General features: G+C 65.0%; 18 protein-coding genes. 10 read left to right on the top strand and 8 right to left on the bottom strand.

Annotated elements, in window-relative coordinates:
- Positions 1-22 precede the first annotated feature (22 nt).
- Positions 23-895, bottom strand: a complete 873-nt coding sequence (locus FJ417_RS15725) for a 50S ribosomal protein L11 methyltransferase (protein WP_140784144.1) — start codon at positions 893-895, stop codon at positions 23-25.
- Complete coding sequence (locus FJ417_RS15720) at positions 895-1,479, bottom strand: SCO family protein (protein ID WP_140644089.1); 585 nt, start codon at positions 1,477-1,479, stop codon at positions 895-897. The genes FJ417_RS15725 and FJ417_RS15720 overlap by 1 nt, the downstream gene beginning before the upstream one ends.
- Positions 1,480-1,709: 230 nt before the next feature.
- Here FJ417_RS15720 and FJ417_RS15715 point away from each other — a divergent pair, with 230 nt between their 5' ends.
- The 3 genes from FJ417_RS15715 to FJ417_RS15705 all read left to right on the top strand — a co-directional run bounded on the left by FJ417_RS15715 (position 1,710) and on the right by FJ417_RS15705 (position 3,606).
- Positions 1,710-2,138 carry a CreA family protein gene (locus tag FJ417_RS15715; RefSeq protein WP_140644341.1) on the top strand — a complete coding sequence of 143 codons (429 nt, stop codon included), beginning with the start codon at positions 1,710-1,712 and terminating at the stop codon, positions 2,136-2,138.
- A 60-nt stretch (positions 2,139-2,198) separates the two neighbouring features.
- Positions 2,199-2,840, top strand: coding sequence for a DapH/DapD/GlmU-related protein (locus FJ417_RS15710; RefSeq protein WP_140784079.1), 642 nt, complete (start codon positions 2,199-2,201; stop codon positions 2,838-2,840).
- Between the two features lie 334 nt (positions 2,841-3,174).
- Positions 3,175-3,606 (top strand): low affinity iron permease family protein, encoded by a 432-nt coding sequence (locus FJ417_RS15705; protein WP_181182615.1) that lies wholly within the window; start codon positions 3,175-3,177, stop codon positions 3,604-3,606.
- 103 nt (positions 3,607-3,709) lie between these two features.
- Here FJ417_RS15705 and FJ417_RS15700 read toward each other — a convergent pair whose 3' ends face one another.
- On the bottom strand, positions 3,710-4,576 hold the full coding sequence (locus FJ417_RS15700) for an SDR family NAD(P)-dependent oxidoreductase (protein ID WP_140784078.1): 867 nt from the start codon (positions 4,574-4,576) through the stop codon (positions 3,710-3,712).
- A gap of 221 nt (positions 4,577-4,797) precedes the next feature.
- Between FJ417_RS15700 and FJ417_RS15695 the strand changes: the two genes are divergently transcribed.
- Positions 4,798-5,079, top strand: a complete 282-nt coding sequence (locus FJ417_RS15695) for a hypothetical protein (protein ID WP_140644096.1) — start codon at positions 4,798-4,800, stop codon at positions 5,077-5,079.
- A gap of 3 nt (positions 5,080-5,082) precedes the next feature.
- Here FJ417_RS15695 and FJ417_RS15690 read toward each other — a convergent pair whose 3' ends face one another.
- A complete protein-coding gene (locus tag FJ417_RS15690; protein WP_140784077.1) occupies positions 5,083-5,658 on the bottom strand; it encodes a TMEM175 family protein in 576 nt (191 codons plus the stop codon).
- Positions 5,659-5,798: 140 nt separating this feature from the next.
- Here FJ417_RS15690 and FJ417_RS15685 point away from each other — a divergent pair, with 140 nt between their 5' ends.
- Positions 5,799-7,007 (top strand): MFS transporter, encoded by a 1,209-nt coding sequence (locus FJ417_RS15685; RefSeq protein ID WP_140784076.1) that lies wholly within the window; start codon positions 5,799-5,801, stop codon positions 7,005-7,007.
- Positions 7,008-7,014: 7 nt separating this feature from the next.
- Here the strand turns inward: FJ417_RS15685 and FJ417_RS15680 are convergent, their stop codons facing one another.
- The 3 genes from FJ417_RS15680 to FJ417_RS15670 form a co-directional block, all read right to left on the bottom strand.
- Entirely contained in the window at positions 7,015-8,478 is a 1,464-nt protein-coding gene (locus FJ417_RS15680) for an MATE family efflux transporter (protein ID WP_181183221.1), read from the bottom strand.
- Positions 8,479-8,584: 106 nt separating this feature from the next.
- Positions 8,585-10,066, bottom strand: a complete 1,482-nt coding sequence (locus FJ417_RS15675; RefSeq protein ID WP_140784075.1) for an esterase-like activity of phytase family protein — start codon at positions 10,064-10,066, stop codon at positions 8,585-8,587.
- A 159-nt stretch (positions 10,067-10,225) separates the two neighbouring features.
- Positions 10,226-11,251 (bottom strand): LacI family DNA-binding transcriptional regulator, encoded by a 1,026-nt coding sequence (locus tag FJ417_RS15670; RefSeq protein WP_140784074.1) that lies wholly within the window; start codon positions 11,249-11,251, stop codon positions 10,226-10,228.
- 197 nt (positions 11,252-11,448) lie between these two features.
- Between FJ417_RS15670 and FJ417_RS15665 the strand changes: the two genes are divergently transcribed.
- The 5 genes from FJ417_RS15665 to FJ417_RS15645 all read left to right on the top strand — a co-directional run bounded on the left by FJ417_RS15665 (position 11,449) and on the right by FJ417_RS15645 (position 16,439).
- A complete protein-coding gene (locus tag FJ417_RS15665; RefSeq protein WP_140784073.1) occupies positions 11,449-12,480 on the top strand; it encodes a Gfo/Idh/MocA family oxidoreductase in 1,032 nt (343 codons plus the stop codon).
- Complete coding sequence (locus FJ417_RS15660) at positions 12,477-13,385, top strand: sugar phosphate isomerase/epimerase (RefSeq protein ID WP_140784072.1); 909 nt, start codon at positions 12,477-12,479, stop codon at positions 13,383-13,385. Before FJ417_RS15665 ends, FJ417_RS15660 begins: the two co-directional genes overlap by 4 nt.
- 109 nt (positions 13,386-13,494) lie before the next feature.
- Positions 13,495-14,508 (top strand): substrate-binding domain-containing protein, encoded by a 1,014-nt coding sequence (locus FJ417_RS15655; protein WP_140644115.1) that lies wholly within the window; start codon positions 13,495-13,497, stop codon positions 14,506-14,508.
- A gap of 87 nt (positions 14,509-14,595) precedes the next feature.
- Complete coding sequence (locus FJ417_RS15650; protein ID WP_140644117.1) at positions 14,596-15,393, top strand: ATP-binding cassette domain-containing protein; 798 nt, start codon at positions 14,596-14,598, stop codon at positions 15,391-15,393.
- Positions 15,390-16,439: an ABC transporter permease gene (locus FJ417_RS15645; RefSeq protein ID WP_140784071.1), complete on the top strand. Its 1,050-nt coding sequence runs from the start codon at positions 15,390-15,392 to the stop codon at positions 16,437-16,439. The genes FJ417_RS15650 and FJ417_RS15645 overlap by 4 nt, the downstream gene beginning before the upstream one ends.
- Positions 16,440-16,448: 9 nt before the next feature.
- Here the strand turns inward: FJ417_RS15645 and FJ417_RS15640 are convergent, their stop codons facing one another.
- Complete coding sequence (locus tag FJ417_RS15640) at positions 16,449-19,085, bottom strand: UvrD-helicase domain-containing protein (RefSeq protein WP_140784070.1); 2,637 nt, start codon at positions 19,083-19,085, stop codon at positions 16,449-16,451.
- Positions 19,086-19,129 lie beyond the last annotated feature (44 nt).

Below are 19,129 nucleotides of genomic sequence, written 5' to 3'. Positions count from 1 at the left end.
ACCGGAATCGATTTCGCCGGTCTCAACGCTTGAGGTGGATGGTCACCCAGCCTTCGCGATGCAGCGTGCGGACGTGCCGAAAGCTCTGGCCGACATAGGCCGAGATCACCGCGTCGCGCTGCCGGTCGAGGATGCCGGAGAGCACGAGCGAACCGCCGAGCCTGATGTGCTTGGCCATCTCCGGCGCCAGCCGCATAAGCGGCCGGGCCAGGATGTTGGCGACGATGAGGTCGAAAGGCGCGCGCCTGGCGAAGATCGGATTGTGGAAGCCGGCCGCCGTCACCGTCTCGACCAGCGCCTTGACATGGTTGAGGCGGGCATTGGCGGCGGCGACGCGGATGGCGACCGGATCGATGTCGGTCGCCAGCACCGGGATATGCGCGAGCTTGGCGAGCGCGATGGCGAGCACCGCGCTGCCGGTGCCGAGGTCGAGCGCGTTGCGCGGCCGCTCGCGCAGCACCACCTGCTCCAGCATTTCGAGGCAGCCGGCGGTGGTGCCGTGATGGCCGGTGCCGAAGGCAAGGCCGGCCTCGATCTCGATGGCGAGGTCGCCGGCGTGGCGCTTGGCGCGGTCGTGCGAGCCGTGGACCAGGAAGCGGCCGGCGCACACCGGCTTCAAGCCTTCCAGCGAGCGCGACACCCAGTCCACGTCGGGAAGGACCTCGCGCGCGACGGGCTTCGGCAGTCCGAGACCGGCGAGGAGATCCTTGACCCGCGCTTCGACGGGATCGACGTCGCCATCGGCATAGAGCGACACTTCGTGGATGTCGTTGTCCTCGTCGAGCTCCAGCACGGCGATCGGCAGGCCGTCATCCTCGAAAGCGGCGTCGAGCGCCGCGAAGATGCGGTCGGCCTCGACCTTGTTGGCAGTGAGATGGAGCCGGGTCTGGCTCATCATGTTTGCCCGCCCGCTGCCAGCCGCTTCAGCTTGGCGACAGCGGTGTCGGCGCTCTCGCCATAGGCGATGGTGCCGGCGAAATCGCCCTTGGCATTGAGCAGCAGCACCGAAGCCGTATGGTCCATCGTGTAATCGCCGTCGCCTGTGTCGACCTTCTTCCAGTAGATGCCGAAGGCCTTGGCCATGGCATGCACCTTGTCCGGATCGCCGGTGATGCCGGTGATGCGGTCGGAGAAGTTGCTGACATAGGTGTTCATCGTCTGCGGCGTGTCACGCTCCGGATCGACGGTGACGAAATAGGCGTTGAGGTTCTTGCCGCTGTCGCCCATCGTCTTCAGCCAGCCGGCCAGCTCGAACAGGGTCGTCGGGCAGACTTCCGGGCAATGGGTGAAGCCGAAGAACACGACGCTCGGGTGCCCTCTGAACGCCGCTTCGGTGATCGGCGCGCCTTTCTGGTCGACCAGCGTGAAGGGCGCGCCGAAGGGCTCGCCGCCATAATGGCCCCGGTACCAGTCGAATGTCAGCCAGCCGATACCCGCCGCCATCAGGACGAGAATGCCGACCAGGATTGAACGCATCATCAGTGAATGTCCATTGCTTTGGCTGGAAGCCAGTTTGGCCACAGTCTTAGCGGGTCCACGCCGGGCGCGCAAAGATGTCGCGTTGCCGCAAGCGGCCGGCAGGCCGATCGGCTTGTAAACGCCACGATCCTGTCCCACCTGACATCGGCAAAAACCGAACCGAGGAGGCCTCCTTGCGAAAATTGATCGGCTTGTTCGCCGCCTGTCTTGCCCTGAGCGCCAGCGCGGCCATGGCTGACGAAGTGGGTAAAGTCGGCGTCGACTGGATCGGCAACGACATCATGATCGACGCGATCAAGGACCCGAAGGTCGACGGCGTCACCTGCCATGTCGCCTATTTCGACCGCAGCATCATCGACCGGCTGCATAAGGGCAACTGGTTCGAGGATCCTTCCGATTCCTCGATCTCCTGCCGCCAGACCGGGCCGATCACCATCGGCGACATCGACATGAGCGAGGGCGGCGAGGAGGTGTTCAAGCAGGGCCTCAGCCTGATCTGGAAGAAGCAGGTGGTGAACCGCATCTACGACAAGAAGAACGAGACGCTGATCTATCTGTCGCATTCGCGCCAGGTGCAGAACGGCTCGGCGAAGATGTCGGTCACGACCGTGCCGCTTTACGGCCAGAACGTGGTCTGGACCAAGGGCAAGCCGCAATAGACCGAAGCGGACGATCGGCCCCGCTTGCGGGACCAATCGCTCGGGCGTAAAGCCCGAGTTATGGACCACCCTGAAAATCTTGTCCTGAAAGATGCCGAGCCGCGCATCCATCCGACCGCGGAGTTGAAGGCGTGCAAGCTCGGCCGCTATGCCTCAATCGGCGAGCGGGTGATCCTGCGCGAAGTGAGCGTCGGCGACTTTTCCTATTTCGAACGCCATTCCGAGGCGATCTACACGACGATCGGCAAGTTCTGCTCGATCGCCGCCAACAGCCGCATCAACGCGCTCGAGCATCCGATCGAGCGGCTGACGCAGCACAAGATCAGCTACCGCCCCAACGAATATTTCCGCTGGCTGGGCGTCGACACCGAATTCCGCGCGCGGCGCCAGGCAAAATCGGTGAGCATCGGCCATGATGTCTGGATCGGTCACGGCGCGGTCATCATGCCGGGCGTCGCGATCGGCAACGGCGCCGTCATCGGCGCCAATGCCGTGGTGACGCATGACGTCGCGCCTTACACGATCGTCGCTGGCGTTCCGGCCAAGCCGCTGCGCCAGCGGTTCCCGGCCGCCGTCGCGGCGCGCATCGAGGCGCTCGCCTGGTGGGACTGGACGCCCGAGAAACTGGCGAGCGCAATCCCCGACATGCAGGCCGTGCCGATCGAGGCCTTTCTCGACCGTTGGGAAGACGGCACCCTCTAAAGGCGAACCAGCGGCGGAGCGCCAGAGGACGCTGAGGGGCGCTACTTGGATATTACGCTTCGCTCTCGGGAATAGTTGCCCCTTCCGCCATGCGGGGGTGGCGCAGCGGAAGGGGCTGGAGGTAAACCGCCGTGAAGCGGAAGGAACAGGCTTTCGGCCTGCTCCGGCACTATCGCAAACAAACAAATAAGGTGTGTTTTCCCCTGTTCGCGCCTTTCGCGTGCAGCCGATTGTGGACGCGCGCATGCGAGAAAATCCAACGACTTGGAACCGGAAGCCGCGGCTGTCTGTTTTCTGTGAGCGCCGCGCCGATGCGGCCTGTTGTGGGATCCAGATGATAGAGAAACTATTCACAAGGGTTGCCAATTGGGTGGCACATCTCGCCGGCATGCCACCGACTTTCGCCGTCTGCGTGTTGATCGTGGTGGTCTGGGCGGCAACCGGCCCGCTGTTTGGCTTTTCGGACACCTGGCAACTGGTCATCAACACCGGCACCACCATCATCACCTTCCTGATGGTATTCCTGATCCAGAACACGCAGAACCGCGACGGCGCGGCGATCCAGGCCAAGCTCGACGAGCTGATCCGGGTCGGCCGCGCCCAAAACCACTTCATCGGCATCGAGCATCTGACGGAATCGGAGGTCGAGGAGATCCGCGACAAATGCGAAGCGGCGGCCAAGCGGCACGACCGCAAGATTGCCGAGATGGCGGCGAAGAAGGCTGTGGCGGGCAAGGCTGGTTCCAAGAAGAAAGCAGCCGCCTGAGCCTGGTCGGCTCGAGCGTTTCGCAGAAACGTCGAACCGCTCTAGATATTTGCTTTTGCGCAATTCCGGACGGAAAACCGCTACGCACTTTTCCTGGAATTGCTTAGCGGCCCATGAAGGCCGCGAAGGCGTCCTTGTGATCGGGATGCCAGCGCGACAGAGCAGGGCGGTTCTCGATGATGTCGCCGATCGCCCAGGCCATGCGCTTTTCATCCGTCGGCCGCGCCACCTCGTTGTCTGGGCACAGGATGTAGAAGTCGCCGTCCATCAGCGATGCCAGCATGAAGTCGATCACCTGCTCGCCAGTCCAGGCGCCGGCGGGCTTTTCCGTCGCGCCTTCGGTCAGGCCGGTAAAGGTGAAGCCGGGGATCAGCAGATGCGCCGACACCTTGGCTCCCGGCTCGTTGCGCAGCGCGTGCGCCAGCCCTTCGGTAAAAGTCTTCACGCCGGCCTTGGAGACGTTGTAGGCGAGGTTGCCAGGTGGCGTGGTGATGCCTTGCTTGGACCCGGTGTTGATGATCGTGCCCGGCTTGCCCGCCGCGAGCATGCGCGGCGCGAAGGCCTCGACGCCATGCACGACACCCCAGAAATTGATGTCGAGCAGCCGCTTCCAGACGTCGCGGTTCTCCCAGGGCTTGCCCGGATTGTTGCCGACGCCGGCATTGTTCATCAGCACCGACACCGCACCGAAGGCGCCGTTGGCGAGATCCGCCAACCGGTCTACCTCGTCCGCCCTGGAGACGTCGGTGGGGATTGGGAGCACGGCGTCGTCGCCGGCGATCGCCGCGACCGCCTCTCTTGCCTGGTTGAGGCGCACGCCGCCGATATCGGCCAACACCACCTTCATGCCCATCGCCGCGAACCGTTTTGCGGCGGCAAGGCCGATGCCGCTCGCACCGCCGGTGATGACGGCGACGTTGCCGGAAGCGAAAGCGGGCAGGGCGATCTGGATCTGGGCGTCGCTGGTCATGGTTTCCATCCTTATGAGGGTCGGGCCGAACTTAACGCCGGACGTCGCCGAGGCAAGCCCGGTTCGTCCCGCATGTGACCGCAACAACAGCCGCAACGGGTTGACGGCAACAGCCGCAACGGGTTGACGGCAACAGCCGCAACGGGTTGACGGCGATGGCCGCAACGGGTTGACCATGGCGGCGCCCGCCGCGCATGGTGTCCCAAAAAGGAGTTCGGCATTTGACCGACTGGATCGGAATCCTGAAAGAGCAAACCGTCAACGGCGATCAGATGGGTCGCGAGGTGCCGAAGATGCTCGCCAATCCCGACATCAGCGAGGCGCAGGTGAAAACGCTGTTCGCGGCGCTGGAGAAGCAGGCGGATTTCGCCGAAAAGCTGCGGCTGGCGCTGGAGAAGTTCGGCCATGACTTCCCGATCATCAAGGCGGCAGAAAGGCTGGAGGAACGCTATGCCGATCTTGCCGCCTCTGTGGCGGAAAAGCTGAAAGTGATGCGGAAATAACCGTTATTTCTCCACCAACCGCTCGAAGCGCTTGTCCGGCGCGAACCAGACGGTCGCCACCAGCACATAGATCGCCACGCTGACCCACTGGTTGAAGAAGCTTAGCAGCACGGCAACGATATAGAGCGCCAGCGAGATCTTGCCTTTTTTGTCGTGGCCGACGGCCTTGGCGAAGGTCGTGTCGGCGCCATGCAGATGGCGAAGTTTGATGACCAGGATGGTGTAGGCGACGGCGCAGAGCGCGAGGTCGATGCCATAAACGGCGACCGGCGCAGCCGCGAAATGGTTCTCTCCCATGAACGCCGTGGTCACCGGGATCAGCGACAGCCAGAACAGAAGGTTGAGATTGGCCCATAGCACGCGTCCGTCGACGCGCTGCACGGTGTGGAACATGTTGTGCAGGTTGTTCCAGTAGATGCCGACATTGATGAAGGAGAGCACGTAGCAGAAGAAGATCGGCCACTGCGGCAGAAGTGTTGAAAAATCCTCGCCGTGCGGCACTTTCAGGTCCAGCACCATGATGGTGATGATGATGGCGACGACGCCATCGGTAAATGCCTCGACCCGTCCCTTGCCCATGATTCCTCCCTCTCGGTGGCTGACGGACGTTACGAGAGGATTTTGCGCCTGACCATCCTGCCAGAATTGTCAGGAGGGCGTTCGGCAACCGGAACAGCCGTCATTACATAGGCGTTGGGCTTGCAACGCCGGAGGTGCCGATGGCCAGCGACGCTCAAACCATGACGCGTGAGAATGAACTTGACGGGACCGCCGCAAAGGCCGCCGTCGCCGCCATGATCGCCGCGCTCTTTGCCGGCAGCACCGCGCTGACCCCGCTTTACGTGATCTACAAGCAGGAATTCGGCTTTTCGCAGATCACGCTGACGCTGGTCTATGCCGTCTATGTGGTCGGCAATCTGGCGGCGCTGCTGTTTTTCGGCCGTCTCTCGGATGCCGTCGGCCGCCGCCCCGCCGCGCTTGCCGCGATGGCCGTTGCGGTGGTCAGCGCGTTGTCCTTCCTCTTCGCCGAAGACCTCGCCTGGCTCGACATCGCCCGCATCCTGAGCGGGCTCGGCATCGGCGTCGGCGCAGGCGCCGGCACCGCCTGGCTGGCCGAACTGATCGAAGGCAAGGACAAGTCGCGCGCCGCCGTCATCGCCACCAGCACCAACTTTGTCGGCCTCGGGGCCGGCGCGCTCGTGGCGGGGGTGCTCGCCCAATTCGCGCCATGGCCGCTCAGGCTGACATTTGCCGTCTATCTCGTCCTGCTTGGGCTCGTCACCCTGCTGATCTGGCGCACGCGGGAAACCGTCTCCAGGCCTGGACGGTTCTCCGACGTCTCGCTGCGGCCGCGGCTTTCGGTGCCTGACGGTATCCGCGCGCAGTTCGTGGCGCCGGCGGTGACCGGTTTCGGCGCCATGGCGCTGGTCGGCTTCTATGCCGCGCTGGCGCCGAGCATTCTCGCGCAGCAGCTGCACGTGACCAATCATGCCGAAGCCGGCGGGCTTTTCTTCGAGCTGTCGAGCGTGGCGGCCATCACCATCGTCGGCACCGCCTGGTTCTCCAGCCGCTCCACCATGCTCGCGGCGCTGGCGCTGATGATCCCCGCCGTGGCGCTGATCGTGGCGGCGCAGGTCTACGCCTCGATGGCGCTCATGATCGCCGCGACGGCGGTCTGCGGCGTGGCGGCGGCGCTTGGCTATCGCGGCGGCCTGCAAGTGGTCAATCAGATCGCGCCGGCCGACCGCCGCGCCGAGGTGGTGTCGGCCTTCTTCATCTGCTGCTTCTGCGGCAACGCGCTGCCGGTGATCGGCATCGGCATCCTGTCCAGCCTGGCGAGCGCCACCGTGGCAAGCCTGGCCTTTGCCGGCATGATCATCGTCTTCTCGCTGGTCGCGCTCGGCTTTGGCGTCAGATATGCACGGTAGGTCTTGGCTATTCGGTCTCCGGCAGGAGCTGCGCGCGTTGGCGCGGCATGCCAAGGCCGGTGTCGGGCGGCTCGCCCGCCGCCGGCCGATCCTCGATCATATGCATGGTGCGCCAGCGGCCGAAGCGATAATAGGCGGCGGCCAGCACCAGCGAAGCGATCGAGCCCGCCGGAAAGCTCCACCACAGCGCCTCCTGGCCGATGACGCTGCGCATGGAATAGGCAAAGCCGGTGCGAATGATCAACACCGAGATGATCAGGATGATGAGCGGCGGCATGACGGCGCCGGTGGCGCGCACCGTGGCGAACAGCACGATCGTGATGCCGAACAGGATGAACGACCAGGACGCTATCCTGTTGATGTGGGCGGCGATGTCGATCGCGGCGCTGTCGTTGCTGAGGAAGAGGCTGAGCACCGCGCGGTCGAAGACGAAAAGCAGCGCCACCAGCGCGCCGGTCAGCACCAGGTTGAAGCCGACGCCGGACGCCGCGACCTTGCCGATGCGGTCCCAGCGCCCGGCGCCGACATTCTGCGCCGCCATCGAGGAGACGGCGGCGCCGATCGCCAGAGCCGGCATCTGGATATAGGTCCAGAGCTGCGCGGCGATGCCGTAAGCGGCAGCGACCTGCGAGCCGTAGGAATTGACGATCCCCATCACGGTCAATGCCGCGGCCGAGATGACGATCATCTGCAGGCCCATCGGAATGCCCTTGAAGACGACGATGCGCAGCAGCGCCGGGTCGGGCCTGAGCAAGGCGAGGTCGGCGCCCGCCAGCCGCAGCGGGTGTTTTCGCACATAAAGCACGATCAGGATGGCGATCACGCTGACCGTCTGGCCTATGAGCGTCGAAGTCGCCGAGCCGGCGATGCCGAGCTCGGGGAAGGGGCCGATGCCGCGGATCAGCAGGGGATTGAGCACGACGTCGAGAACGACCGCCAGCGCCATGAAGACAAACGGCGTGCGCGAGTCGCCGGCGCCGCGCAGCACGGTCATGACGAAGGACAAAAGGTTCATCATCGGCACGGCGACAAAGATGATGCGCAGGTAGGCGCGCGCCAGCAGCAAGGCATCCGCCGGCGTGCCGAGCCCGGTGAGGATGGCGTCGACCCAGACCCAGCCGCAGACCGCGAACACCACGGAAACCAGGAAGAAGAAGGTGGCGCTGGTGCCGACGATGCGCTTGGCTTCCGGCAGATCGCGGGCGCCGACGGACTGCGCGACCAGAATGGTCGCCGCCATGCCGATGCCGAACACCGTGCCAAGGATCAGGAACAGCACCAGATTGGCGTTGGATGTCGCCGTCAGCGCCGCCTCGCCAAGGAAGCGCCCCACCCAGACGGCATTGATCGAGCCGTTCAGCGACTGCAGCACGTTGGAGCCCAGCACCGGCAGGGCGAACAGAAGCAGCGTGCGCGGAATGGGGCCGCTGGTCAGGTCGCCGGGTCCGCCGGCGGGTGGGCTTCTTGTCATCCATGGCAGCACCGAAAATGAATCAGGCCCGCGATGGTATCGCAGGCCTGATGGTCATGCATCCTTTTCAGGATCAGCGGGATGACGGGCATTCGCCCGTCGCCGGTTACTGGCCGGCGACAGTGTTCCCAGACAGGCCGGGGATTGTCACCTGATAGACGAGGAAGGTGGTGTCGACATCGGCGCCATCCTCGGCCTTGTACGAAGCGCCGACCTGGAAGCCGTCCTGGGTGAGGAAGTCGTTGTCGTTGGCGACGAACAGGAAATAGTCGTCGGGCAGCTTCGGATCGAGCACGGAGACCAGCGACATCGCCTCCCACTTCTCCGAAAGGTTGTCCTTGTCGTTCGGCTCGCCATTGTGCAGGCCGAAGCGGCCGAGCTCGCCCTTGTCGTTGATGTCGATGAACGAGGTAAGCTTGGCCGGCGTCACCGACGGGTCGAGCACGCCCTTCGGCGCGACCGGCTTGTCGGCCGCGTCGAACGGACCGTTGGCGATATCGGTGGCGGCGGAAAGGTCGACGATCTCGATCTTGCGATAGAGCGACTCGTCGCCCTTGAGACCCTGGCCGTTGCCTGAGTCGCGCGCCAGCATCAGGAAGCTCTTGTCGGAGAGCGCGACGATCTCGCTCTGCGCGGCCACCTTGGTCTTGCCTTTGGCATCCTTGAACACCGGCAGGGGCACGACATATTCGTGCGCCAGCTTGAGGTGGGCGAGGTCGGAAGCATCATAGACCAGCGCGCGGGTGTTCTGGCGGGTCGAGCCGGAATCGCCGCCGTCCTGCCGGGCCGCCGATTGCAGCACGGCGATCAGAAACTTGCCGTCGGGCGTCATCGACATGCCTTCGAGGCCCTGGTTGTTCTGGCGGCCGGTCTCCGGGTCCTTCGGATCGGGCTCGGCGGCGCCCGGGCCGGGGTTGTCGGAAGCGAAATTCGGCTTGCCGTGGCGCATCGGCACAAGGGCCGCGGGCGGTTGCGTCGCCGACATCAGGTGGCCGTCGGCCGAAAAACGGTAGATGTTGGGGCCATATTCGTCGGAGATGAACATCGTGCCGTCCGCCAGCCGTGCGATCGCTTCGTTATCCAACGCCAGCTTGCCGTTGTCGGCCTGCGGCAGGATCGGCATGTCGCCGGCGGCTTCGCGCACGCCGTTCAACGGATCGAGGCCGGTGGCGTCGGCGCCCTTGTCGTCGGTCAGAAGCATCGTGTCGGCGAGCGTCGCTTTCACGCCAGACTGTTCCTGTCCGGCGGCGGGCGCCGCGCCGGCGGCGGTCGGGGCCAACTCGATCGAAATGGTGTTGAGGCGCGGGCGATAATCGGTGGTGCCGACGACATTGTAGCCGCGGTCCGGCAGCAGCCAGAGCGAACCCTTGTAGCCGGCGCCGTCACGCACCCAGGACTTGGTGTCGATCGCCATGCCGGAGCCCGAACCGAAGGTCTCGCCGAACTTGTCCTTCTGGCTGGCCGGGATGCGGCCGATGCCGACCAGCCCCTTGTTGACATAGGCGACGCCATCGGCGAGTGCCGGGGTGAGGGCGGTGAACAGGGCAAGCGCCGCGCCGAGCGCGACGGTTCGGTTAAGGTGTTTCATCGATATCCCCTTCTTGACGAGCAGAGCGGCCAGTGGCTCAAAAAGGCGCGGCATCGACGATGCGGCCAGCCCTAGCCTTCGAGCGGTCTAGGACGTGAACGTGATGGTTGCGTGACAGGCGGAGGTTCTTTCCTTCTCCCCCTGGGAAACCGCTTCCGCTCAATCGCTCTCCCGAACGACCAGCTCCAGCGGCCAAACCTCGCGGATGATGCGTGTGCCTTCGGGGCCGGCGAAGGCGGGAAGCGAGGCGAGCAGCATCTCGGCCAGCCTCCGGCCCATCGGCTCCAGCGATGGACGGAAGGCTGTCAGAGTCGGCGAGAAATAGCGGCAGAGCGGCGTGTCGACGATGACGGTCACGGCGATGTCGTGGCCCGGCCGGATGCCCATCTCGGCCAGTGCCTTGCAGCCGCCGAGCGCCATGGCGTCGTTGTTGAAGATGATTGCCGTCGGTCGGTCCTTTGAGAGCATGACGCGCGGCGTCACCTGGTAGCCGCCGGCCTCGTTGATGAAGCCGTCGGCGATCAGGCCGAGGTCAACCTCGATGCCGTGCCGTTTCAGCGCCTTGCGATAGCCGTCGAGGAAGAGATATCCGAAATTGAGGTTGAGCGCCGGGCGGATGGCGGCGATGCGACGATGGCCGCGCGCGACCAGCCGGTCGACCGCGTCGCTGCCCGCCTTCTCGAAATCGAGATCGAGCGAAGGGTAGGACTTGCCGCCCGAGCGGCTGCGGCCGAGCGTTGCGAAGGGAAAGCCTCGCTCGGTCAGATAGTCGATGCGTTCGTCCTCGCGCCGCGTCCAGGCCAGCACCACCGCGTCGGCGCGGCGGGTCTCGACGACGCGGCGCAGGCGCTCCTGCTGGTAGTCGCCAGGCGCGCCCATCACCACGATCAGGTCGAGCCCGCTTTCGGCCAGCCGCGCCTGCAGGCCGGTCAGGAACGGGATGAAGAACGGCTCGCCATATTGCTGGTCACCCGGATGCGGCTGCAGCATGAAGGCGACGGAATGGGTGGCGCCTTGCCGCAAGCTGCGGCCGGACTGGTTGGGCGCGTAGTTCAGCAGCTTGGCGGCTTCCAGCACGCGCCGGCGGGTGTCGGCATTGACGTCGGCGCGGCCGTTCAGCGCCCGCGACACGGTGCCGATCGAAATGTTCAGGTGACGCGCAAGGTCGTGGATGCTGGACGCCAAGGACGGTTCTCCCCCTGCCTTGGCTAGCACCGGCTGCCGCTCAGGCCAAGGCTTCGGGACAATTTTCGACAAGCAGCCGATTGACATTCTACGCCATCGGGTGTGTTCTCGTAAACGTTTACGGAAAAACGTTTACGGTTGATGCCGTGGACGCCGTGACACTTCGGCCTGGAGGGGCCGGACGGGAGGAGTGCTGGATGATGAAGGTCGTCCTGGTCGGATGCGGAGCCATGAGCAAGCACTGGCTCGATGCCGCAAGGCGGATCGACGGGCTCGCCATTGCCGGCCTTGTCGACCTCGATGCCGACCGGGCGCAAGCGAGGGCGCGCGAATACGGGCTCTCCAATGCAGTGGTCAGCACAAGCCTCGACGCCGTTCTCGATGAAACGAAGCCCGACGCCGTATTCGATGTCGTGGTCCCGGCTGCCCGCCGCGAAGTCGCGCTTTCTGCCTTTGCCCATCATTGCCATTTGCTCACCGAAAAGCCGCTGGCTGACAGCCCGGACAATGCACGCGCCATCATCAAGGCGGCGCGCAAGGCCAGGCGCGTCCATGCCGTCGTCCAGAACCGGCGCTACGTCGCCAATGTCAGGCGCATCAGGCGCTTCCTAGACTCCGGCGCCATCGGCGCGCCGACCAGCATCCACGCCGACTTCTTCGTCGCGCCGCATTTCGGCGGCTTTCGCGAGGAGATGCGCCACGTGCTGCTGCTCGACATGGCGATCCACACTTTCGACGCCGCGCGCTACATGGTCGCCGGCGAACCGGCCAGCGTCTACTGCCAGGAATGGGAGCCGGCCAGTTCCTGGTATCGGCAGGGCTCATCGGCGAGCGCCGTCTTCGATCTCGGCGGCGGCAAGGTGTTCACCTATGCCGGCTCCTGGTGCGCGGACGGCTTCCGCACCAGCTGGGAAGGCAGCTGGCGCATCGTCGCCGAGCGCGGCAGCGTGCTGTGGGATGGCCATGACGGGCTCAAGGCGGAGGTGGTTGCGTCCGGCCGCGACGGTATCATAGACAAGACCCAGCCGATCGAAGTGCCGCCGCTCGATCCGACCGACCGCGTCGGCGGCCATCTCGGCATCATCGAGGATTTCATGCACGCGATCGAGACCGGCGCCGAGCCGGAGACGCGCGGCGCCGACAACATCAAAAGCCTGGCCATGGTCTTCGGCGCGATCGAGAGCGCGGAGAGCGGGCGGCGCGTGGCAATCGTCAAGGAAGCACAATGATGGCAAATCCGCTGCTCGACATCAGGATCGGCACCATGGTGCGGGCCAATCTCGACGACCCGGGCGCCTATGTCAGGCAGATCCTGCCGCTCGGCTTCGAGAGCATCCAGCCTTTCTTCTGGCAGACGCTGGGCGGCAAGGACCTGAAGCGCCTGGCGGGCGAAATCCGCGAAGCGATCGGCGATGCCGACGTTACCGTGTCGTCGATCGGCGTGTTCGGCAACCCGCTGGAAGGCGGCGAGGTCGATCGTGGCGTGCTCGCGGCCTGGGAGACCGTCATCGACAATGCGCATCTGTTCCGGACATCCATGGTCAGCGGCTTCACCGGCCGCATCCGCGGCAAGAAGCTGACCGACAGCCTGCCGCGTTTCCGCGAGGTCTGGGGGCCGTTGGTGAAACGCGCCGCCGACAAGGGCGTGCGCATCGCCTTCGAGAATTGCGCGATGGACGGCAATTGGGCGAGCGGCGACTGGAACATCGCCCACAACCCGGATGCCTGGGAGCTGATGTTCAACGAGTTGCCCAACGACAATCTCGGCCTCGAATGGGAGCCGTGCCATCAGCTCGTCTATCTGATCGACCCAATCCCGCAGATCCGCAAATGGGCGCCGCGCATCTTCCACGTCCACGGCAAGGACGCCACCGTGCGCTGGGACGTCATCCGCGAGCACGGCGTGTTCGGCCGCCTGCCGTTCGTGCAGATGCGTACGCCGGGTTTTGGCGACAGCGACTGGGCGCGGGTGATCAGCGAGTTGCGGTTGGCCGGTTACAAGGGCGCCATTGACATCGAGGGCTGGCACGATCCGGTCTATCGCGGCGATCTCGAGATCACCGGCCAGGCGCGCGCGCTCGACTATCTGAAGCAATGCAGGGGAGGGTCCAGCTACCTGCCCAATCCGGCTTGAGGCCAAATTGAGGATTGGTCGGCGGGAGGAGCCGGCCGGCACTGCGGCGCGCCGCGCCGAGCGATTGTCGAAACCCTCCGATGCGAGGGATCAAAAGGGAGGAACGTGCATGAGCATGACGACCAGAAGGACTGTTCTGCGCTCGACCGTCGTGGCGGCCGCCACGGCGCTCTGCGCCTCGATCTCCACTTTGCCGGCACAGGCGCTGGACGCGCAATGGTGCAAGGACGTGCACATCCGCTTCTTCGTCGGCGGCGCCGAGGGCGACGCCTTCGGCACCATCGTCTACAATGGCGCCAAGCAGGCGGCCGCCGATCTCGGGCCGAAGGTCGACTACATCTTCTCGCAGTGGGACGTCGAGAAGATGGTGCAGCAATTGCGCGAGGCGGTCGCTGTCAAGCCGCAGGGCATCGCCATGATGGGCCATCCGGGCGATGCCGCGATCATGCCGCTGGCCGAGCAGGCGCATAAGGACGGCATCAAGATGATGTACCAGAACGTGCCGGTGCCGAAGGTGGTGGAAGCGTTCGGCGGCGGCTATGTCGGCGCGCAGCAGGAGCAGCAGGGCCGCGCGCTCGGCGCCGAGGCGTTCAAGCTTGGCAAGCTGAAAGCCGGCGACAAGGCCATCATGATCGGGCCGTTCGAGAATGAAAACCGCGGTGCCCGCGAACGCGGCACGGTGGCTGCCTTGAAGGAGGCGGGCGTCGAGGTGATCCAGCTCTCCTCGCCGCCGAGCGGCGAATGGGCTTCCGATCCCAATCTCGCCATTCCGGTGATCACGGCAGCACTTCTCAACCATCCCGACGTCAAGGCGGTCGGCTATCCCGGCGGACAGATGCTCGGCAATGTCGCCACCTACATGCAGGCGGCGGGGCGAAAGCCAGGCGACATCTTCAATTTCGGCTTCGACACCAGCCCGCAGATCGTCGAAGCCTTCAAGGGCGGCTGGGTGCAGCTGACGGCCGACCAGCAGCCGTTCCTGCAAGGTTACCTGCCTATCCTCAGCCTTTGCCAGCAGGTCGTGCTGGGACTGGCGCCGATGAATGTCGATACCGGCGCGGGTTTCGTCACGCCGCAGAATTATGAGATCGTCGCCGAGCTCGCCAAGCAGGCGCTGCGTTGACCTCCCAAGCCGCCGGCCGGGATTAGGCCCGGCCGGCCGGATCGCCGGCGCAAAGGCCGGCAGATGGACAATTCAAGCGAGGATCGCATGGGCGAACGCATCATCGAACTGCGCGACATCAAGAAATCCTATGGCCAGGTCTATGCGCTGGGCGGCGTCAATCTCAGCGTCGACCGCGGCGAGGTGGTCGGCCTGATCGGCGACAATGGCGCCGGCAAGTCGACGCTGATCAAGATCCTGTCCGGCGTGGTCAAGCCGACCAGCGGCGAGATCCTGGTGCGCGGCAAGCCGGTCAGCGGATGGAGCGCGGCGCGCTCGCGCGACGCCGGCATCGAGACGGTGTTCCAGGACCGGGCTTTGGCCGTGCAGCAGACGATCGTGCGCAACATCTTCATGGGCCGCGAGCTCACCAGCTTCATGGGCTGGCTGAAGGTCAACAAGGAGATCGAGGAAGCGAGCCGGCTGATGCGCGAGATCGGCTTCACCTCGAAAGTGTTCACGCCGCAGTCGATCGTCGGCCAGCTTTCCGGCGGCGAGCGCCAGGGCGTGGCGATCGCGCGCGCCATCTACAAGCAGGCGGAGCTGATCATCCTCGACGAGCCGACGACGGCGCTGTCGCTGACCGAGACCGCCAAGGTCTTCCACTTCGTGCGCCAGGTGCGGGCGAGCGGCCGCTCGATCCTGTTCATCGGCCACAACATCCACCATGTCTTCGATATCGCCGACCGTTTCGTCGTGCTCGACCGCGGCAAGGTGGCGCTCAGCGCTGACCGTAGCGACGTCAAGTCGGCCGACGACCTCATCAATTTCATGGAAGACGTCGCGCATCCGGGCGGGCTGCCCGGACTGCAGGAAGCCGGCGAAGCGGAGCACGGAGCGCGATGAGCAAGGCCATGGAACCCGATCTGCAGAAGCCCCTTGCAAGCGCGCGCGGCGGGGCGGTCGGCAAGGAATGGAACCATCCCTCCGATCACTGGCTGCGCGGCTTCGTCCTCGACAACCGTGCATCGCTCGGCACGCTCGCCGTCTTCGTCGTCATGATGGCGGTGTTCATCATCGCCAACCCGACCGTGTTCTCCACCTGGTACCTTTACAGCTCGGTGCTGACGACGCTTCCGGTGGCGCTGTTCGTGGTGGTGCCGCTGGTCTTCGTCGTCACCTGCGGGGAGATCGACCTGTCGTTCCCGGCGACGATGGGCTTCGCCTCCTGGGTCTTCGCGCTGGTGGTGCAGGCCGGCTACGACCCGTTCCTCGGCATCGCGGCGGCGCTCGTCACCGGCACGCTGCTCGGCTTCCTGGTGGGATCGCTGGTCGTCTATGGCGGGCTGTCGTCGCTGATCGCCACGCTCGGCATGAATTTCCTGCTGCGCGGCCTGATCCAGATTATCAACGAGGGCAAGTCGATGGCGCTGACCGGCCTTGCCGACAGCTCGGCCTACAGAATCTTCTCCAGCCAGGTCTGGGGCATCCCTGTGCAGATATTCTGGGCCATCGCCTTCGTTGTGTTTTCGGCGCTGCTCTACAACCGCCATCGCTTCGGCGCGCAGGTCAAGGTGGTCGGCGACAATCCCGACAGCGCCAGGCAGATGGGCATCGACGTCAAATGGGTGCGGGTGAAAGTGTTCGTTTTCGTCGGGATCGGCGCTGCGATCGCCGGCACGTTTTCGGTGATGATCAACTTCACCTGGTGGCCGACGGCGGGCGACGGCTATCTGTTGCCGGTGCTCGCCTCGGTGTTCGTCGGCGGCACGCCGACCTGGGGCGGCATTGGCACGGTGGTTGGCGGCGCGATCGGCGCGGTCACCGTGTCGTTCATCCAGACCGGCGTGGTGGCGGCGGGCCTGAGCGGCTTCTACGTGCAGTTCTTCAACGGGCTGATCATCATCCTGTCGCTGCTCGGCCATAAATGGAACCAGGCGCGGTATCGGTAGGAAGACCGGTCACACCGGCGCGACAAACCCGTCCAGCACGCGTTTCTGGCCGGCCTTGTCGAAGTCGATGGTGAGCTTGTTGCCGTCTATGGCCGCGATGTTGCCGTTGCCGAATTTCTGGTGGAAGACGCGGTCGCCGACATTGAAGGCGGATGGCGTGTCGGCGACGGATTTGGCGACCAGCTCGCCCTCGATGGTGCGGCCCTTCACCGAGGTGCGGCCGGCACCGTAGCCGGAGTCTGTCTCGCCATAGCCGATGCGTTCCACCTGGTGGCCGGAGCGGGTGCCCCAGTTGCGGTCGGTCGCCTCGGTGCGGTTCGCCTGCGCCCGCTGCCAGCCGGGCGTCGCATAGGTGTTGGAGAAGCTGCCCTGGTCCTTGGCGCCGATATTGTCGAAGCGCGAGGCGCCGTAGGGATTCTGCCGACCGCCACCGCGCCCGGAAGCGAAGGCGCCGCCGCCATAGGGATTGCCGTAGCCGCCGTAGCTGTTGCCGCTGTCGGCGATATCGACATGGGTTTCGGGCAACTCGTCGACGAAGCGCGACGCGATCGTCGATTGCCACAGGCCGTGAATCTGGCGGTTGGAGACGAACCAGATGTGCAGGTTCTTCTTGGCGCGCGTCAGGCCGACATAGGCAAGCCGGCGCTCTTCCTCGAGGCCGGAGCGTCCGCCTTCATCCAGCGCGCGCTGATGCGGGAACAGGCCTTCCTCCCAGCCGGGCAGGAAGACGGTCTCGAATTCGAGGCCCTTGGCCGAATGCAGCGTCATGATCGAGACCGCATCTTGCGACTCGCCTTGCTCGGCCTCCATCACCAGCGCGACATGCTCGAGGAAGGAACGGAGCGATTCATACTCCTCCATGGAGCGGATCAGTTCCTTGAGGTTTTCCAGCCGTCCGGGCGAATCCGCCGAACGATCGTTCTTCCACATGTCGGTGTAGCCGCTCTCCTCCAGGATGGTCTCGGCGAGTTCGGTGTGCGGGGTGGTTTCCAGAGCCTTCTGCCAGCGCTCGAAATTGGCTGCGACCTCGCGCAGCGCCGCGCGCGGCTTCGGCTTCAGCTCGTCGCTTTCGGCGAGCGTCGCGGCGGCCTCCAGCATCGGGACGCGCATGGCGCGCGCCGTGTCATGGATCTGGCGGATGGTGGCTTCGCCCAGCCCGCGCTTCGGCACGTTGACGATGCGCTCGAAGGCGAGGTCGTCGCCGCCGTTGGCGACGACGCGGAAGAAGGCCAATGCATCGCGGATTTCCAAGCGCTCGTAGAAGCGCGGGCCGCCGATGACGCGGTAGTTCAAGCCCAGCGTGATGAATCGGTCTTCGAAGGCGCGCATCTGGAACGAGGCGCGCACCAGGATCGCCATGTCGTTGAGGTTGTGCTTTTGCCGCTGATAGGCCTCGATGGCATCGCCGATGGCGCGGGCCTCTTCCTCGGAGTCCCAGGCGGCGTGGACGTGCACCTTGTCGTCCTCGGGGTCGTCGCGGTCGGTGAACAGCGTCTTGCCGAAGCGGCCCTCATTATGGGCGATGAGATGCGAGGCCGCGCCCAGAATATGCGCGGTGGACCGGTAGTTGCGCTCCAGCCGGATGATGGTGGCGCCCGGAAAATCCTTGTCGAAGCGCAGGATGTTGTCGACCTCGGCGCCGCGCCAGCCATAAATCGACTGGTCGTCGTCGCCGACGCAGCAGATGTTGACTTTGTTTTCGCTCACGGCCGCGCGCTCGCTCCGCTCGCTGGCCTCCGCGGGGGCGGCCTGACCGGCCGGCGCCCGGTCGGGCTTGCGGCCTTCGGCCGATGGCGCGCGCCCTGACTGAGGTCTTTGCGCCAACAGGCGCAGCCACATATATTGCGCGGTGTTGGTGTCCTGGTACTCGTCGACCAGTATGTATTTGAACCTGCGGTGGTACTCCCTCAGCACGTCCGGATAGGCGCGGAAGATGCGGATCGGGTGATAGAGCAGGTCGCCGAAGTCGCAGGAATTCAGCGTCTGCAGCCGTTCCTGATAGGCCTTGTAGAGCTGGCGGCCCTTGCCGTTGCCGAAGCTGCGCGCATCGCCTTCCGCTATCTCGTCGGGTCCGAGACCCTTGTTCTTCCAGTTGTCGAGCATCTGGGCGAAGGTCTTGGCCGGCCAGCGCTTGTCGTCCAGCCCTTCGGCCTGGATCAATTGCTTGATCAGCCGCACCACGTCGTCGGTGTCGAGGATGGTGAAATCCGACTTCAGCCCGGCAAGCTCGGCGTGGCGGCGAAGCAGCTTCACGCCGATCGAGTGGAAGGTGCCGAGCCACGGCATGCCCTCAACCTGTTCGTGAATCAACAGGCCGATGCGCTGCTTCATCTCGCGCGCGGCCTTGTTGGTGAAGGTGACGGCCAGGATCTGCGAAGGGAAGGCCCTGCCGGTGGCAAGGATATGGGCGATGCGGGTGGTGAGCACCCGCGTCTTGCCGGTGCCCGCGCCGGCCAGCACCAGAACCGGGCCTTCGGTCGTCTCGACGGCGAGCCGCTGCTCCGGGTTGAGGCCCTTCAGATAATCGGGCGCGCCGGTCTGGCCACTGCGCGCCGCCATGGCGCGCGCGGCTATGCCGGATGGAGCCGCTGCCGGCCGCGCATTCGGTTCATCGAAAAAAGGCATGTCCTCGGAAAAGCCCGACATCGCCCCCGAATGTAGTGATTCGGCAGCGAAAGACCAGAACTGTC

This window comes from Mesorhizobium sp. B3-1-7, assembly GCF_006439385.1.
Taxonomy (GTDB): domain Bacteria; phylum Pseudomonadota; class Alphaproteobacteria; order Rhizobiales; family Rhizobiaceae; genus Mesorhizobium.
The sequence above is the reverse complement of the archived record's forward strand: the minus strand, read 5'-3'. Positions and strand labels throughout refer to the sequence as shown.

Excerpts from the sequence above, each read along its gene's own strand:
- FJ417_RS15685 (WP_140784076.1), top strand. The coding sequence starts at position 5,799 with ATGGCCAGCGACGCTCAAACCATGACGCGTGAGAATGAACTTGACGGG.
- FJ417_RS15645 (WP_140784071.1), top strand. The coding sequence starts at position 15,390 with ATGAGCAAGGCCATGGAACCCGATCTGCAGAAGCCCCTTGCAAGCGCG.
- FJ417_RS15650 (WP_140644117.1), top strand. The coding sequence starts at position 14,596 with ATGGGCGAACGCATCATCGAACTGCGCGACATCAAGAAATCCTATGGC.
- FJ417_RS15665 (WP_140784073.1), top strand. The coding sequence starts at position 11,449 with ATGATGAAGGTCGTCCTGGTCGGATGCGGAGCCATGAGCAAGCACTGG.
- FJ417_RS15675 (WP_140784075.1), bottom strand. The coding sequence starts at position 10,066 with ATGAAACACCTTAACCGAACCGTCGCGCTCGGCGCGGCGCTTGCCCTG.
- FJ417_RS15640 (WP_140784070.1), bottom strand. The coding sequence starts at position 19,085 with ATGTCGGGCTTTTCCGAGGACATGCCTTTTTTCGATGAACCGAATGCG.
- FJ417_RS15710 (WP_140784079.1), top strand. The coding sequence starts at position 2,199 with ATGGACCACCCTGAAAATCTTGTCCTGAAAGATGCCGAGCCGCGCATC.
- FJ417_RS15720 (WP_140644089.1), bottom strand. The coding sequence starts at position 1,479 with ATGATGCGTTCAATCCTGGTCGGCATTCTCGTCCTGATGGCGGCGGGT.
- FJ417_RS15655 (WP_140644115.1), top strand. The coding sequence starts at position 13,495 with ATGAGCATGACGACCAGAAGGACTGTTCTGCGCTCGACCGTCGTGGCG.
- FJ417_RS15715 (WP_140644341.1), top strand. The coding sequence starts at position 1,710 with ATGGCTGACGAAGTGGGTAAAGTCGGCGTCGACTGGATCGGCAACGAC.
- FJ417_RS15680 (WP_181183221.1), bottom strand. The coding sequence starts at position 8,478 with ATGACAAGAAGCCCACCCGCCGGCGGACCCGGCGACCTGACCAGCGGC.
- FJ417_RS15705 (WP_181182615.1), top strand. The coding sequence starts at position 3,175 with ATGATAGAGAAACTATTCACAAGGGTTGCCAATTGGGTGGCACATCTC.
- FJ417_RS15725 (WP_140784144.1), bottom strand. The coding sequence starts at position 895 with ATGAGCCAGACCCGGCTCCATCTCACTGCCAACAAGGTCGAGGCCGAC.
- FJ417_RS15690 (WP_140784077.1), bottom strand. The coding sequence starts at position 5,658 with ATGGGCAAGGGACGGGTCGAGGCATTTACCGATGGCGTCGTCGCCATC.
- FJ417_RS15700 (WP_140784078.1), bottom strand. The coding sequence starts at position 4,576 with ATGACCAGCGACGCCCAGATCCAGATCGCCCTGCCCGCTTTCGCTTCC.
- FJ417_RS15660 (WP_140784072.1), top strand. The coding sequence starts at position 12,477 with ATGATGGCAAATCCGCTGCTCGACATCAGGATCGGCACCATGGTGCGG.